Genomic DNA, 14,800 nt, shown 5'->3' on the forward strand with positions numbered 1-14,800 from the left:
GCCGCAGCGAACAGGAATCGGGAGGACCGCAATGACCCGTCACGACCTACCCCAAGGCATGGTGCGTGCGCCCGACCGGGCCGGCACGACCGAGGGCTACATGCCCGGTTTCGGCAACGACTTCGAGACCGAGGCGCTGCCGGGCGCTCTGCCGCAGGGCATGAACAGCCCGCAGAAGTGCAACTACGGGCTTTATGGCGAGCAGCTGTCCGGCACCGCCTTCACCGCGCATCCGCCGGAGCGGACATGGACTTACCGCATCCGGCCTTCGGTCAAACATTCGGCGCGGTATGAGCGCATCGACCTGCCGTATTGGAAAACCGCGCCGCATGTGCCCGAGGGTGTGACCTCGCTGGGCCAGTATCGCTGGGACCCGGTTCAGGCCGAGGGCGACCTCACATGGCTGACCGGCATGCGCACGATGACCACGGCGGGCGACGTGAACACGCAGGTCGGCATGGCGAGCCATGTCTACCTCGTCACGAAATCGATGGTGGACGAATATTTCTACTCCGCCGACAGCGAGCTTTTGGTGGTGCCGCAGCAGGGGCGGCTGCGTTTCGCCACCGAACTGGGCGTGATCGACGTGGCGCCGCAGGAGATCGCGATCCTTCCGCGCGGTTTGGTGTACCGTGTCGAGGTGCTCGACGGCCCCTGCCGCGGCTTCGTCTGCGAGAACTACGGCCAGAAGTTCGAGCTTCCCGCCCGCGGCCCGATCGGGGCCAACGCACTCGCCAACCCGCGCGACTTCAAGGCCCCCGTGGCGGCCTTCGAGGACCGGGAGGTGGCGTCGACCCTGACGATCAAATGGTGCGGGCAGTTTCACGAGACCAAGATCGCGCAAAGCCCGCTCGACGTGGTCGCGTGGCACGGCAACTACGCGCCCTACAAGTATGATCTCAAAACATATTGTCCGGTCGGCGCGATCCTGTTCGACCACCCGGACCCGTCGATCTTCACCGTCCTGACCGCGCCTTCGGGCGTGCCGGGAACGGCCAATATCGACTTCGTCCTGTTCCGCGACCGCTGGATGGTAGCCGAGAACACCTTCCGCCCGCCGTGGTATCACAAGAACATCATGTCCGAGCTGATGGGCAACATCCATGGCCAGTACGACGCCAAGCTGACGGGCTTCGTGCCCGGCGGCATGTCGCTTCACAACATGATGCTGCCGCATGGGCCGGACCGGGACGCCTTCGAGGGCGCGTCGAATTCGAACCTCGGCCCTCATAAGCTCGAGAACACCATGAGTTTCATGTTCGAAACCCGGTTCCCGCAGCACCTGACGGAATTCGCGGGCAAGAAGGCGCCGTTGCAGGACGATTACATCGACTGCTGGGACAGTCTCGAGAAGAAGTTCGACGGGACGCCGGGGACCAAGTAGGTTTCGCCCGAAGCGAGGCTTCGGGCGACCGGGCGGGGCCAGCCCCCGCACCCCCGAAGTATTTTTGAAACGAAGAAGAGGGCGGTGGCCCCGATGGAGGTGCCTTTTGGCATTGATGAGAAGCTGGGTGGAGAGCGCGAACTCTGCCGATTGCCCGTTTCCCCTGAACAACCTGCCATATGGCGTGTTCTCGGTCGGTGATAGCGACGAAGGTCGGTGCGGCGTGGCGATCGGGGAGATGATCCTCGACCTGACGCGGCTTGAGGAAGACGGGCATATCTCACTCGGTGAGCATCCGGTGTTCGATTGCGAAAGCTGGAACGATTTCATGGAGTTGGGGGCCGACATCTGGGCCGAGTTCCGGGTCTGGCTGATCGAGTCGCTGGGTGAAGGGTCTGAGAAAGCCGTGACGTTCGCGGACTACCTCGTGGCGCGGGCGGACGCGACCATGCACCTGCCGCTCGAGGTGATGGAATACACCGATTTCTACGCGGGCAAGAACCACGCGTTCAACGTGGGGAGCATTTTTCGCGGGCCGGAGAATGCGCTGCCGCCGAACTGGCTGTCGATCCCCATCGGCTATAACGGTCGCGCGTCCTCGGTCGTCGTTTCGGGCACCGATGTGCGTCGCCCGCTGGGCCAGTTGAAAGGGCCGAACGACGATCTGCCGCGCTTCGGTGCCTCGCAGCGCTTCGATCTGGAGCTTGAGTTCGGCGCCATCGTGGGCCGCGCCTCGGACGACATGATTTCGGTGCAACAGGCCGACGACGCGATCTTCGGCTACGTGATCCTGAACGACTGGTCGGCGCGCGACATTCAGGCGTGGGAATACCAGCCGCTCGGGCCGTTTCAGGCCAAGGCGACGGCGACCACGATTTCCCCGTGGATCGTGACCAAGGCGGCGCTGGAGCCGTTCCGCACGTCGACCCCGGAGCGCGAGCGCGAACTGCTGCCTTACCTGCGCGAACCCGGCCCCATGTCCTATGACATCGCGCTCGAGGTCGCGCTGGCCCCCGAAGGCAAGGCCGCGACCACGATCAGCCGGACCAATTACGACCGGCTTTACTATTCCGCCGCGCAGCAGCTGTGCCATCACACGACGAGCGGCTGCCCGATGAACGTGGGCGACCTGCTCGGCTCCGGCACGATTTCCGGGCCGACGAAAGACAGCCGCGGGTCGCTTCTGGAGTTGAGCTGGAGCGGACAGGAGCCGGTGAAGCTGGACACGGGCGAGGAGCGCAGCTTCCTCGAAGACGGAGATACGCTGACCCTGCGCGCCAATGCGCGGGGCGATGGATACACGATCGGGTTCGGCGATTGCGTGGGTAAAGTATTGCCCGCGAACGACATTCCCGACTGGGCGAAGGAGTAACACGCATGGCCAAGGCATTCGCGTCGCAAGGCGACATGGAAGAAAAGAAGATCAGCTTCACGCAAGTGGGCGAGGGGCTTTATGCCTTCACCGCCGAGGGCGACCCGAACACCGGCGTCATCATCGGGGACGACAGCGTCATGATCGTCGAGGCGCAGGCGACGCCGCGTCTGGCGCGCAAGGTGATCGAATGTGTGCGCTCGGTGACCGACAAGCCGATCAGCCATCTGGTGCTGACGCATTATCACGCGGTGCGCGTGCTGGGGGCGTCGGCCTATGGGGCGCGTGAGATCATCATGACCGACACCACCCGGGCGCAGGTCGTCGAGCGCGGGCAGGAGGATTGGGACAGCGAATTCGGCCGCTTCCCACGTCTTTTCCAGGGCCACGAAGAGATCCCCGGCCTGACCTGGCCGACCACCACCTTCAAAGACAAGATGACCGTCTATTTGGGCAGCCGGAAGGTCGAGATCATGCATCTGGGCCGCGCCCACACCGCAGGCGACGCGGTAATCTATGTGCCGGATCAGAACGTCATGTTTACCGGCGACATCGTCGAATATCACTCCGCCTGCTACTGCGGTGACGGGCATCTGGCCGACTGGCCCTCGACGCTCGACGCGATCCGCGCTTATGACCTCGACGCCATCGCGCCGGGGCGGGGCGATGCGCTCGTGGGGCGCGAGATGGTGAATGCCGCACTCGACAACACCGCCGATTTCGTGACCTCGACCTTCAAACCCGCGCTGAAAGTCGCGGCGCGCGGTGGCACGCTCAAGGAAACGTGGGATGCGATCCGGGCCGAATGCGACCCGAAATTCGCGGACTACGCGATCTATGAGCATTGCCTGCCGTTCAACGTGGGCCGCGCCTATGACGAAGCGCGCGGCATCGACACGCCCCGCATCTGGACCGCCGAGCGCGATCAGCAGATGTGGAACGATCTTCAGGGCGACTGATGGCCTTTGTGAACCCATGGATCGGCTTCGCGCTGAACAATGCCTACGCGAACCGGGTGCTCTTCGGGGCACTCGGCGAACTTGATAGCGACGCATTCACCGCGCCGCGTCCGGGGTTTTTCGGCAGTCTCGCGGCGACCATGAACCACATCTACGAGGTGGATCTTTACTACCTCGACGCGCTGGAAGAGGGCGGGCTGGGCTTGACCGTCTATGACCGCGATCCGGTGGAGGAGGTGGCGGCGCTCGGCCAGCTTCAGGCCGAGGCCGACATGCGGTTCGCGAGCTTCTGTTCCAAACTGGACGAAGCGGCGCTTACGCGGGAGGTGACGACTCACCGGCCCGAAGGCGCGCGGTTGGAGGCGGTGGGGGCGATCCTGCCGCATCTCGTTCAGCATCAGGTGCATCACCGGGGGCAGGCGCATGTGCAACTGTCCCATGCGGGCATCGAACCGCCGCAACTGGACGAGTTCTTCCTGGATTACGACCGTGCCGAACTGGCGCAGGCCTATCACGGGTGACGGCCGGGCCGTCAATATCGTTGCAAGTGCAATGAATTGAGATTATGGTCCGCGAGACCACGGAGGAGGTGACCATGAACGCGATTTTCGAAACGCCGCTCTACCCTTACACGCGACACGCGGATCAGGACGCCGAAACGCCCGTCCGTCGCAAGGTGGTGATCGTGGGGGCCGGGCCCGTTGGGCTCGCCATGGCGCTCGATCTGGCCCAGCAGGGGATCGAAGCGGTCATCCTCGACGACAACGACAAGGTGTCCTTCGGCTCCCGCGCGATCTGTTTCGCCAAGCGGCCGCTGGAAATCCTCGACCGTCTCGGCGCGGGCAAGCCGATGGTCGACAAGGGCGTGGTCTGGAATTTGGGCAAGGTCTTTTTCGACGAACGCAAGGTCTATGACTTCAACCTCCTGCCGGAGGAGGGGCACCAGTTCCCGGCTTTCATCAACCTTCAGCAATATTACTTCGAGCAATTCCTCGTGGATCGCCTGCGCGAGATCGAGGCCGAGGGCGCGCCGGTCGAATTGCGTGGCGGAAGCCGGGTGTCGTCGGTCGAGGACAAGGGCGACCATGTGTCCCTGACCGTCGAGACGCCCGAGGGGCCATACCCGCTCGAGGCCGACTGGCTCATCGCCTGCGACGGGGCGGGGTCGCCCGTCCGTTCGATGATGGGGCTGGATTTCGTGGGCCGGGTGTTCGAGGACAACTTCCTGATCGCCGACGTGGTGATGGAGGCCGACTTTCCGACCGAACGCTGGTTCTGGTTCGATCCGCCCTTCAACCGGGGGCAGTCCGCGCTACTGCACAAGCAGCCCGACGGGGTGTGGCGGATCGACCTGCAACTGGGCTGGGACATCGACAAGGAAGAAGAGAAAAAGCCCGAGAACGTGATCCCGCGGCTCAAGGCGATGCTGGGCGACGATGTGGATTTCGAGCTGGAGTGGGTGTCGATCTACACGTTCCAGTGCCGCCGGATGGAAGAGTTCCGTCATGGCCGCGTGCTTTTCGCAGGTGACAGCGCGCATCAGGTGTCGCCGTTCGGGGCGCGGGGCGCGAATTCCGGGCTTCAGGATGTCGACAACCTTGGCTGGAAACTCAAGCTGGTGATCGACGGGACCGCGCCCGAAAGCTTCCTCGACACCTATGATGTCGAACGGGTGCAGGGCGCGGACGAGAATATCCTGAATTCCTCGCGCTCCACCGATTTCATCACGCCCAAGTCCGAAACCAGCCGCATCTTCCGCGATGCCGTGCTGGACCTGTCCGAACATTACGAATTCGCGCGGCCCTTGGTGAATTCCGGGCGCCTGTCGGTGCCTTGCGTGCACGATGGATCGCCCTTGAACGGCGTCGATGCCTTGCCGGGCGGCCCGGCCCGCACGCGTCCGGGCGCGCCTTGCCCCGATGCGCCGGTCGGAAACGGCTATCTGCTCGCCAAACTCGGCGGTCGGTTCACGGTTCTGACATACGAGGCCGACGCGCCGGACACCTTTACGGCAGGTCCGATCACGGCGCATCGCGTCGCGCTGACCGCCGAAGACGACACCACCGGCGCGATCCGCGAACGTTTCGTGGGGACGGGCGGTTCAGCCGTCTACCTGATCCGGCCCGACCAGCATGTCGTGGCCCGGTGGGACGCCTTCGATCCGTCAGCGGTGGCCGATGCGTTGAAACGCGCCAGCGGACAGGAGGTGTGACGATGGCCGATCTGACTCTGACCCCGAACATCCCCGGTGGCGATGACTTCTACGCCGATCTCCTCGCCGCGCATGAGAGGCTGTCGAAAGAGGAAAGCGATGCCTTCAACGCCCGCCTGATCCTCATCCTCGCCAACCACATCGGCGACCGCGAGGCGCTGTCGCAGGCTTTGGACGCGGCGAAGGCCACGGACTGATCAGCCGGTCTGCATTCGGATATAGACGGCCAGAGCGACGACGAGAACCAGCGAGCTATATCCCAGCGCGACCAGAACGCCATCGCGCGCGAAGAGGCCGAAGGCGAACAGCCCGATCGGCACGCCCATCAGTGGCGTCGCGATGGGAATCGCACCGATCACGAGCAGCGACAGGCCCGACACCATCAGGATCAGCGAGATCAGGACCATCGAGGCGCGGCCGCGCGACAACAGCTCCCACCGGATACGCAGCCGGTGGCGCAGCCATTCCGCGCCGGGCCTGATCCGCTCGACCAGACCGCGCACCCGGTCGGCGGGCAGTTCGCGTTTCCCGATGAAGTCGGGCAGGAATACCCCCTCGCGCTTGGTAATCATCTGAAGGCCGACGATGGCGACCAGCAGGCCGAGCGCGCCGCCGATGCCGGGGATAAGGCCGGTGGGCAGGACCATGAACACGGCCGCGACCAGCAGCAGGGGCGCGTGACCCTGCGCGCCGATGGTGCGCGCGATGAGGTCAAGCGAGATGCGCTCGCGCCCCTCGGTCAGTGCGATCAAGCGGTCGACCAGCACGGGCATCGCGTCCGGCCCTTCAAGCCTGCGCCGCTTGCGCCGCCGATGGCGGCTCGGGCGTTTGGCCTGACCGGAATCCAGATGGGGCTGCGTCCGGGTTGCGGACACGGTCATCCGACGGACGGGCCGCCCAAGCGGGTCCGGGGTCGTTATGGGATCGGTCCCCGGGTCCGAGGCGGCCGGGATCGTCGGGCGAAACATCTGGGTCAGTCCTTGGTCGCTATGGGGCAGAAACGACGATGGGGCCGGTTTCGTTCCGTCCGGGCCGACGCGCCGAGGTTTGCCGGGAACGGTTTCGCCTGATAAGGGACGCGCTCAGACTTGGATGACGACCATGACCACCCCTTTACCCGAACTCTCCCGCGCCGCGCGCCTCTCTGTCGCTCCGATGATGGACTGGACCGACAGCCATTGCCGCGTGTTCCATCGGATGATGAGCCGCGAGACGCTGCTTTATACCGAGATGGTGACGGCGCCCGCGCTGGTGAGGGGCGGGGTCACGCATCTGCTGGATTTCGACCCGTCGGAGCATCCCGTCGCGCTGCAACTGGGTGGTTCGGACCCGGAGGAACTGGCCGAGGCGACCCGCATGGCGGTGGATCGCGGGTATGACGAGGTGAACCTGAACGTCGGCTGCCCGTCGGACCGGGTTCAGTCGGGCACCTTCGGCGCGGTGCTGTTGAAAGACCCGGACCTCGTCGCGCGCTGTACGGCGGCGATGATCCGCGCGGCAGGCCCGGTCGAGGTCACGGTGAAATGCCGGATCGGCGTCGACGATCAGGACGCGGAAGCGGTGTTGCCGGATTTCCTCGACCGCGTCTCGGACGCCGGTGTGCGCCGGTTCACGATCCACGCCCGAAAGGCGTGGCTGCAAGGTCTGAGCCCCAAGGAAAACCGCGATATTCCGCCGCTCGACTACCCGCTGGTCCACCGGATGAAGGCCGAGTGGCCCGACCTTCACCTGTCGATCAACGGCGGCATCACCTCGCTGACCCAAGCCGAGGAACATCTGGCAGCGGGGATGGACGGCGTGATGATCGGGCGGGCGGCCTATCAGCAGCCGGCCGATATCCTCCTGACGGCCGACAGCCGCATTTTCGGCGCCGCCGACCCGATGCGCGATCCGGGTGAGGTCGCCTTGGCCATGATCCCGCATATCGAGCGGCACCTGTCGAACGGCGGCAAGCTTTCGCAGGTCACGCGCCATATGCTCGGCCTGTTCGCAGGCCGCCCGGGCGCGCGCCACTGGCGGCGTGTTCTGTCCGAAAACGCCCACAGGCCCGACGCCGATGCGCGACTGATCGAGGATGCGATGGCGGAACTGGCCTGACGGTCATTCTGGGCCCATCAGTTTCTCACCCCTCCCGACACGCTCGCCTTGCCGCACCGCGGCGGCCACGATAAGCTCTGAGAGAACTGGGGTTTTCATCATTTTTTCCGACAGGCGTTGATGCCGATGTCTTTTGCTGCCTTCACGGATCTGGAATCGCTGCCGTCCACCGGCTTTTCCGTGGACGACGTGCTGACGGTCGGCACCTATGATTATGTCGTCGCCGATACCGCCGCCGCCGATTTCCACGTCGAACTTTCCAACGGATTGAAGCTCTACACCAGCCCCTCGGCGGGGGGTGTCGTGACCTCGCGCCAGTTGAACTGGCAGGCCGACGAAGACATCACGACGCGGTTCCAGCAGATCATCGACAGCGGCCTTTTGTCCGGTGGTGTCGAATTCCGGCTGGAGGACTCGGTCGTCTTCAAGTGGCACAGTCTCCAGTTTCCCGACGACTTCACCCTGTCTGCGGTGAACGGCGCCCGGTTGATCGTGGACGACTCGCTCGATTTCCTGATCGGTGACGACAACGATCTGTATCCGTTCACCTTCCATCTGGGCGCGCGAAACACGCTCAAGGATCTAGACGTGATCTGGATCGACACCGAACCCGAAGGCGTCATCTCCAACATCCACGGGTTCAGAGGCGCGTATAGCGACGACAGCCGGATCGTCGGGTCGCGGTTCGAAGGCAACATCGAAATGTTCGTCGCCTTTCACCAGACGACCAACATCACCATCGAAGACTCCGTGTTCGACGGGGCCTATTGGCAGGTGCGTCTGGGCGGCGTCGACGGGGCCAATATCAAATCCAGCGTATTCCAGAACGCGCTCGGCGACGGGATCAAGACCGCCTTGGGCGACGCGACCGGCACCCGCAACGTGACCGTGGAGGCGTCGCTTTTCATCGACAACGCGCGCGACGGGATCGATACGACGGGCGGGTTTCGCGACAGTGTCGTGCGCGACAGCTTCTTCGTAAGCAACGGCGTGTCCGCGATGGACTTCAAGACGCCCTACAAGGCGAACAGGCCGCTTCTCGACGAGCAGATGAACACCAACATCCTGATCGAGAACACGGAGTTTTACGACCACGGAAACAACATCGTTCTGACGACCACGGATTACGATGGCACGATCACGCCCGAGAACGTGGACTGGCGGACGATCCACAACATCACCGTGCGCGATTCCGTGTTCGCAGGCGACAGGGGCAAGATCTTCTTCGTCAAGGACAGCCATGGTGTTTACGGCGAGAACCTGACGCTGCTCGGTCGCTTCCATCATTTCCGCACGGAATCCTTCGGCTGGCTCGAACCTTACGACCTGAACCTCGAAGAAAGCGATCTGTCTCAGGGCGGGGTCTGGACCCCGGTGACCGATTTCCGCGCGCTCGACCTCGACAACCCGGTCACGACCTACGAAACCCTCTTCGACACCGGCGGCTCGCTACGCCTCAGCTTCGAGAACGCCCGGATCGTGGCCAGCCGGGCCGAAGACGCATCGGGCGACATACGGACCGAAACCTACGATGCCTTCGGCGAATGCGACTCCTTCACGTTCTACGACGGCAGCGACACGCAGGTCTGGACTTCGCAATCCGTGGATTTCGATACCTCGGGCAATCGGGAGCGCGTGGAGCGGCTGTTCGACGATGGGCGCCATGTCGTGAACAATTTCGACGACGGCACGATGTCGGACCGGACGGTCTCGAAGCCGACGGGGCAGGTCATCTCGACGATTTACGGGCCGGACGGAGCGCCCGTTTCGGGTGAGATCACGTGGGCCGACGGCACGCGCGAGGTGATCGAATACACCGACGGCATCGTCACGGGACGGGTCCGGACCGAGGCGGACGGGGACATCACCACCTCGGTCTTCGACGCGACCGGAACCCGGCAGAGCATCGTCCGGGAGGACATCAGCGACAGTGAAGGCTGGAGCGTTTTCAGACACGTGTTCGGGCCGGATGGGTCACGCTCGCAGCTTTCCGTGGACTACGACGACGGCAGCACCAGCGTGCTGAACTACGTGAACGGTGTGAAATCCGAACGCATCTTCACCGAGGCCGATGGCGACGTGATGACGCTTACGTTCCGAGAAGACGGAACCCGTGAGCGGATCGTGTTCGAGGACGTCAGCGACAGCCAGGACTGGGATACGCTGACGCGCACCTTCGACGCGACGGGCACGCTCATCGGCACCGATTTCGTCTGGGATTGACCGCCCCTTAGCTTCTGAGGCCGGTTTCCTCCAACAGCCCCATGCGCTTGGCTTCGTAGTAATATCCCCGGGCATACCAGCCCATCGCGCCGTCGATGTCGCCACCGGAGACGAGATAAGCGCCGCGCAGGTACTTGCCCGCGTATTTCAGGTTCACATCGGCTTTCAGAAGATCCGAGGCCGGGCCGCGATGCCCCATGGTGCGCGCCGTCTGCGGGTGGATCTGGAGCAGGCCATAGTAAGGGCCATTGCGGGCCGCCGGGTTATGCGTGCTCTCACGGATCGCCTGCCGGTGGATCAGTTCGCGGGGGATTTCGTAATGGTCGGCCCATTTGTTGATGAGCGCGCGCAGTTCCGGCGTCTCGTTCGGGTAGAGCGGCGGGTTGAAGCCCTTTCGGTTGCCGCGCGACATCGTGCCGGCGGTAATCCCGACCTGCGCACAACCCGCCAAGGCCATGAGGCCAAGACCAAGGGCCGCGCGGCGCGTGAAACTGTGCATGGTGGTCTCCGAATGTCCCGTCCGGAACAATGCGACGATTCCCCAAGCGGTGAAAGCGACCCCGCGAAAATGCCGCGATGACAGCGGTTTGGCGCCTACCTGACCGACACGGGCAGGCGGGTGAAACCCCGGAAGCGCGCCAGCGGCAGCCGTTCCCGTTCCCCGGCCTGCGCGAGGCGGGGGAAGCGTGACACCAGCTTGCCGATGGCGATGCGCCCCTCGATCCGGGCAAGCGTCGCGCCGAGGCAGACGTGGATGCCGGTGATGAAGGCGATCTGGCGATTGGGTTTGCGGCCAAGATCCGCGCGGTCGGGGTCGTCGAACTGCGCGGGGTCGCGGTTCGCCGCCGCGATGGAGGTGTGGACATAGGTGCCCTTGGGCAGCACGCGATCCGTCAGTTCGATGTCGTCGCCCGCCAGCCGGTTCCCGATCTGAAGCGGGCTTTCCACGCGCAGGAATTCCTCGACCGCCGTGGTGATGAGGTCGGGGTCGTCGATCAGGCGGCGATGCTCGCCGGGGTTGTCCAGAAGGGTGCCGACCGCGTTCCCGACAAGCGAGGTGGTCGTCTCATGCCCGGCGTTCAGAAGGAAGATGCAGTTCTGGATCAGCTCATCCTGGCTCAGGCGCACGCCGTCGTGCTCGCCGAAGATAAGCGCCTCCAGCACCTCGCCCTGCGCGGCGCCGTCGGGGTTGGCGCGGCGGCGGTCGATCAGGTCGTTCAAGACCGCCGAAAACTCGGTTACGGCGGCATTACCTGCATCCAGCCTCTCCTGCGGGACCACAGGGTCGAGCGCGCCGAGGATCGCGAGCGAGTAGCCGCGCAACTGAGGCCGGATATCCTCGGGCACCCCCAGCATGAACGAGATGATCTCGGTCGGCAGAACCTTGGCGAAATCGTCGATCATGTCGAAGCTGCCCATATCCTCGACCCGGTCCAGCAGCCGGTCCACGATCCGGTCGATCAGGGGGTCGAACTCGGCCAGCTTGCGGGGGGTGAAGGCACCGGCGAGCAGCTTGCGCACCACGGTATGCTTGGGCGGATCGTTGAAGACGAGCGAGGTGGTGTGGTGGGTGTGAAGCGGGCATTTCCCGAACTTCTTGCCGAATTCCACGGTCTTGTCCGACAGCATGTCGCGGCTTTGATAGACCTTCTGAACATCGGCATAACGCGTCAGAAAGACCGACCCGTCAGCGTTTTCATGCACCGGGCTTTCGCGGCGCAGACGGGCGAGCGTAGGGTAGGGGTCGTCGATGAAATCGCGGCCGATTTCGTTGATGTCGAACCGCAGGTCTGCGCCGTCCATGCCCGTCTCCTCCTCTGGTCCGGCGACCCTACGCGCGGGGCCACGGCCGGGCAAGGCGACTTAGCGGGCGAGCGAACGAACGATCACGGCGGACAATTCGCGCAACGCCGCGCTCGACGCGGCGGCAATAGTGCCGGGCTTGGTGTCGGCCAGCGGGACCGAGACGGCGAAGGGTTCGATCCGTTCGCGCACCACGTAGCCATAGGACGAAATCGCGAACTGGCCGCGCAGATCGAAGCTCCCGCTGGCGCTCGCTACCATTTCGGACACGCGAACATGCACGGCGGCCTGCGGCGGACTTTCCAGCGGCCAAGGCTCGGCGGCGGTCGTCGCGGTCGAGGTGCGCCCGATCTGGTCCACCAGAAGTTGCGTGATCGCGCGGCCGGGATCATCGGCCCAGAGCGCGTTTTTCACCGGCGACAGCGCCCCGTTGCCATCCTCGACCATGATCTCGGCATCCTCGGCATAGGTGGGGAGCGACACGTCCATCACCTCGAGCGTCCCGGCCTTCACGCGGGTCTTGGCGGCCTCGTCCACAGGGGCCCGGTCCAGCAGATAGCGCGGGCCATTGCTGCCACAGGCCGCCAGAAGCACGAGAACGAAGGGGAGAAGCCGATACATATACCTACCGTCCGAAGAGGATTGAGTTGGGATTGCGCTCGAGCGCACGGGCGAGTTTCGACAACGCCTCGGCGGCATTCTGGATCTCGCGCAGCGAATTGAGCGTTTCGCGGTTGAAGTTGGAGTTGGTGCCGTAGCTTGCCACGACCGACCGGGTTTCGTTCACGAGAAGGTCGATCCGGTTCGCGATCTCGGGCAGCGATCCGGCGGCTTCCTCGACCGCTTCGGCAGCGTCGCCCGCCGAGGCGAGCGTGGCGTTGATGTTCTCGACCGCGCCACCTTCGCGCAGGTCCGCCAGCGCCCCGCGTGCCTCGTCCAGCGCCGCCGTCAGGCTGGCGGGCAGGTCGCGGGTCGCATCGCTGTCGATCAGCCGGTCCGCGCTTTCCACGAGTTCACGCGCCGAGGTCAGGAATTCGTTCAGTTCCAATTCGTTGGCCTTGTCGGTCAGCGCCTGCAACCGCTTGATAAGCTCGGTCACCTCGTCTGCCGCGCCGCTCACGTCGCCCGCGAAGGCCGTGACCGAATTGGCGGCATCATCGACCGATTTGAAGGCCGACAGAACCTGATCGACCGCGCCGGCCTGTTCCATCGTCGAGATGATGGTGCGCAGATCGCTGACGGCCGCGTTGATCTCGCCCGGCAGCGCCTGAATGTCCTCGCTCCCCACCAGCCCGCGCGCGTCGTCCAGCAGCGACACGAGCGCATCGGGCGCTTCGCGCAGACCCTCGTCCGCCGCGAAGGTTTCGATGGCCGCCATGGTGGCGATGGCCTGATCCAGAACCTCTTCGACCGGAAGGTTGTCGATCCGGGCCAGAAGGCCCTCGGCCGTTGCGCCAAGGTTCGGCAGTTCCGACTGGACCGACGGGATCTGCGGCGGCAGGTCGGGCAGGAGGACGAGCGCGGCCGGCTCGGCCTCGGGCACACGCACCAGTTCGACCACGAGCGCCTGACTGAACAGGCTCTGGAACCCCAGCCGCGCGCGCAGACCTTCGCGCACCGCTTCGGATAGGAAGTCGATCACCGTCGTCTCTTCGACATCGTCGTCACCCAGACCAAGCCGGCTGGGGTCGATCGACAGGGTGGCCCGCAGCCGCACCTCGCGCCCGTTGTCGCCTTCGCGCACGATGGCGTTGATGGCCGAAACCGAGCCGATCCGCACGCCGCGCAGGTTTACGGGCGATCCGGCGGACAGGCCACTGACCGAATCTTTGAATTCGACAACCAGTTCGACCGCGTTTTCGAACGGGTTCGAGAAGGCGCTCGACCGCGCGGCATCTTCGCTTTCGTAAAGTTCGAACACCTGACCCTCGGTCACCGGCACACCGCCGGAAAAAACCGTGTCGAACGACAGGCCGCCGCGCACGAGGTTGGCGAGAGAGCCCACCGACAGGTCCAGACCGCCGGTGCCCAGGCTGAGCGAAAAGCCGGAGGTCAGCCAGAACCGCGTCGCCGAGTTCAGAAGCTCGTTGTAGGGTTCTTCGATGAAGGCGTCGAACACCACGCCGTCGCGGGTGAACAGAAGCTCGGGCTGCTCGATCCGCCCGACCTCGATCCCCTTGTGAAAGATCGGCGCGCCTGCGGTCAGTTGGGCCGCGTCGTCGGTGCGCAGAGTGATCGTGGTGCCCGCCGTGCCGGGGGCGACGAGCGGGGCCTGCTTCAGCCCCACGAACCGTTCCGCCTGCGCGCCCGGAGACGGCTCGAACGCCGCCTCGATATAGACGCCGGACAACACGGTGGTGAGGCCGGTCACGCCGGAGGTCGAGACCTCGGGCCGCACGACCCAGAACCGCGCATTCTCGGGCAGCGAATCGGCGATGGTGCGGTCCACCCTCACCGTGACCACGATAGACGAGAGATCGGCCACGAATCCGACGCGTTCGACCGACCCGATGACCACGTCGCGGTAACGCACGGTGGTTTCGTCGGCGACGACGCCGCTTGCGTTTTCGAACACGATTTCAATGGGCCGCCCGCGATCCGCCCATGTTTTCCACGCCACGCCAAGCGTCACCGCAAGGGCGGCAAGCGGCACGAGCCAGACCCACGACAGGTTCCGCCACGCCGAACGGGTCCGGGTCTCAATCTCGAGGTCGGAGGGTCCGCGATCACTCATATTGGGGTTGTTGCTC

Annotated in this window: 13 protein-coding genes; 8 read left to right on the forward strand and 5 right to left on the reverse strand. The window is 64.7% G+C overall.

From position 1 onward, the window contains the following. Positions 1–31: 31 nt before the first annotated feature. The 6 genes from hmgA to RB2654_RS02215 all read left to right on the forward strand — a co-directional run bounded on the left by hmgA (position 32) and on the right by RB2654_RS02215 (position 6,124). Complete coding sequence (gene hmgA / locus RB2654_RS02190) at positions 32–1,384, forward strand: homogentisate 1,2-dioxygenase (protein WP_008328166.1); 1,353 nt, start codon at positions 32–34, stop codon at positions 1,382–1,384. 106 nt (positions 1,385–1,490) lie between these two features. Next, entirely contained in the window at positions 1,491–2,756 is a 1,266-nt protein-coding gene (gene fahA / locus RB2654_RS02195) for a fumarylacetoacetase (protein WP_040884297.1), read from the forward strand. Between the two features lie 5 nt (positions 2,757–2,761). Then, positions 2,762–3,715, forward strand: a complete 954-nt coding sequence (locus RB2654_RS02200) for an MBL fold metallo-hydrolase (RefSeq protein WP_008328170.1) — start codon at positions 2,762–2,764, stop codon at positions 3,713–3,715. After that, a complete protein-coding gene (locus RB2654_RS02205) occupies positions 3,715–4,236 on the forward strand; it encodes a DinB family protein (protein ID WP_008328171.1) in 522 nt (173 codons plus the stop codon). Before RB2654_RS02200 ends, RB2654_RS02205 begins: the two co-directional genes overlap by 1 nt. 74 nt (positions 4,237–4,310) lie before the next feature. After that, positions 4,311–5,927, forward strand: coding sequence for an FAD-dependent oxidoreductase (locus RB2654_RS02210; RefSeq protein ID WP_040885381.1), 1,617 nt, complete (start codon positions 4,311–4,313; stop codon positions 5,925–5,927). A 2-nt stretch (positions 5,928–5,929) separates the two neighbouring features. Continuing rightward, positions 5,930–6,124 (forward strand): DUF2783 domain-containing protein, encoded by a 195-nt coding sequence (locus RB2654_RS02215; protein ID WP_008328175.1) that lies wholly within the window; start codon positions 5,930–5,932, stop codon positions 6,122–6,124. Here RB2654_RS02215 and RB2654_RS02220 read toward each other — a convergent pair whose 3' ends face one another. After that, entirely contained in the window at positions 6,125–6,895 is a 771-nt protein-coding gene (locus tag RB2654_RS02220) for an exopolysaccharide biosynthesis protein (protein WP_008328177.1), read from the reverse strand. 124 nt (positions 6,896–7,019) lie between these two features. Between RB2654_RS02220 and dusA the strand changes: the two genes are divergently transcribed. Both dusA and RB2654_RS02230 read left to right on the forward strand, forming a co-directional pair. Beyond that, positions 7,020–8,024 carry a tRNA dihydrouridine(20/20a) synthase DusA gene (gene dusA, locus RB2654_RS02225; protein ID WP_083783322.1) on the forward strand — a complete coding sequence of 335 codons (1,005 nt, stop codon included), beginning with the start codon at positions 7,020–7,022 and terminating at the stop codon, positions 8,022–8,024. Positions 8,025–8,150: 126 nt separating this feature from the next. After that, on the forward strand, positions 8,151–10,247 hold the full coding sequence (locus RB2654_RS02230) for a right-handed parallel beta-helix repeat-containing protein (protein WP_148912538.1): 2,097 nt from the start codon (positions 8,151–8,153) through the stop codon (positions 10,245–10,247). 7 nt (positions 10,248–10,254) lie between these two features. On the opposite strand, the gene RB2654_RS02235 is transcribed toward RB2654_RS02230, so the two are convergent. From RB2654_RS02235 to RB2654_RS02250, 4 genes are all read right to left on the reverse strand, one after another. Continuing rightward, positions 10,255–10,746 (reverse strand): lytic transglycosylase domain-containing protein, encoded by a 492-nt coding sequence (locus RB2654_RS02235; protein WP_083783323.1) that lies wholly within the window; start codon positions 10,744–10,746, stop codon positions 10,255–10,257. 95 nt (positions 10,747–10,841) lie between these two features. Further along, positions 10,842–12,050 (reverse strand): cytochrome P450, encoded by a 1,209-nt coding sequence (locus RB2654_RS02240; protein WP_008328184.1) that lies wholly within the window; start codon positions 12,048–12,050, stop codon positions 10,842–10,844. Between the two features lie 60 nt (positions 12,051–12,110). Next, positions 12,111–12,671, reverse strand: coding sequence for a PqiC family protein (locus RB2654_RS02245; RefSeq protein WP_008328185.1), 561 nt, complete (start codon positions 12,669–12,671; stop codon positions 12,111–12,113). Between the two features lie 4 nt (positions 12,672–12,675). Then, positions 12,676–14,784, reverse strand: a complete 2,109-nt coding sequence (locus tag RB2654_RS02250; protein WP_008328188.1) for an MlaD family protein — start codon at positions 14,782–14,784, stop codon at positions 12,676–12,678. Positions 14,785–14,800 lie beyond the last annotated feature (16 nt).

Origin of the sequence: Maritimibacter alkaliphilus HTCC2654 (genome assembly GCF_000152805.1) — a bacterium.
Lineage (GTDB): Bacteria > Pseudomonadota > Alphaproteobacteria > Rhodobacterales > Rhodobacteraceae > Maritimibacter > Maritimibacter alkaliphilus.

What these genes read in the sequence shown, in the direction of transcription:
- RB2654_RS02240 (WP_008328184.1), bottom strand. Translation starts at nt 12,050, where the DNA reads ATGGACGGCGCAGACCTGCGGTTCGACATCAACGAAATCGGCCGCGAT.
- RB2654_RS02235 (WP_083783323.1), bottom strand. Translation starts at nt 10,746, where the DNA reads ATGCACAGTTTCACGCGCCGCGCGGCCCTTGGTCTTGGCCTCATGGCC.
- RB2654_RS02205 (WP_008328171.1), top strand. Translation starts at nt 3,715, where the DNA reads ATGGCCTTTGTGAACCCATGGATCGGCTTCGCGCTGAACAATGCCTAC.
- RB2654_RS02250 (WP_008328188.1), bottom strand. Translation starts at nt 14,784, where the DNA reads ATGAGTGATCGCGGACCCTCCGACCTCGAGATTGAGACCCGGACCCGT.
- RB2654_RS02210 (WP_040885381.1), top strand. Translation starts at nt 4,311, where the DNA reads ATGAACGCGATTTTCGAAACGCCGCTCTACCCTTACACGCGACACGCG.
- RB2654_RS02220 (WP_008328177.1), bottom strand. Translation starts at nt 6,895, where the DNA reads ATGTTTCGCCCGACGATCCCGGCCGCCTCGGACCCGGGGACCGATCCC.
- RB2654_RS02200 (WP_008328170.1), top strand. Translation starts at nt 2,762, where the DNA reads ATGGCCAAGGCATTCGCGTCGCAAGGCGACATGGAAGAAAAGAAGATC.
- RB2654_RS02245 (WP_008328185.1), bottom strand. Translation starts at nt 12,671, where the DNA reads ATGTATCGGCTTCTCCCCTTCGTTCTCGTGCTTCTGGCGGCCTGTGGC.
- hmgA (WP_008328166.1), top strand. Translation starts at nt 32, where the DNA reads ATGACCCGTCACGACCTACCCCAAGGCATGGTGCGTGCGCCCGACCGG.
- RB2654_RS02215 (WP_008328175.1), top strand. Translation starts at nt 5,930, where the DNA reads ATGGCCGATCTGACTCTGACCCCGAACATCCCCGGTGGCGATGACTTC.
- dusA (WP_083783322.1), top strand. Translation starts at nt 7,020, where the DNA reads ATGACGACCATGACCACCCCTTTACCCGAACTCTCCCGCGCCGCGCGC.
- RB2654_RS02230 (WP_148912538.1), top strand. Translation starts at nt 8,151, where the DNA reads ATGTCTTTTGCTGCCTTCACGGATCTGGAATCGCTGCCGTCCACCGGC.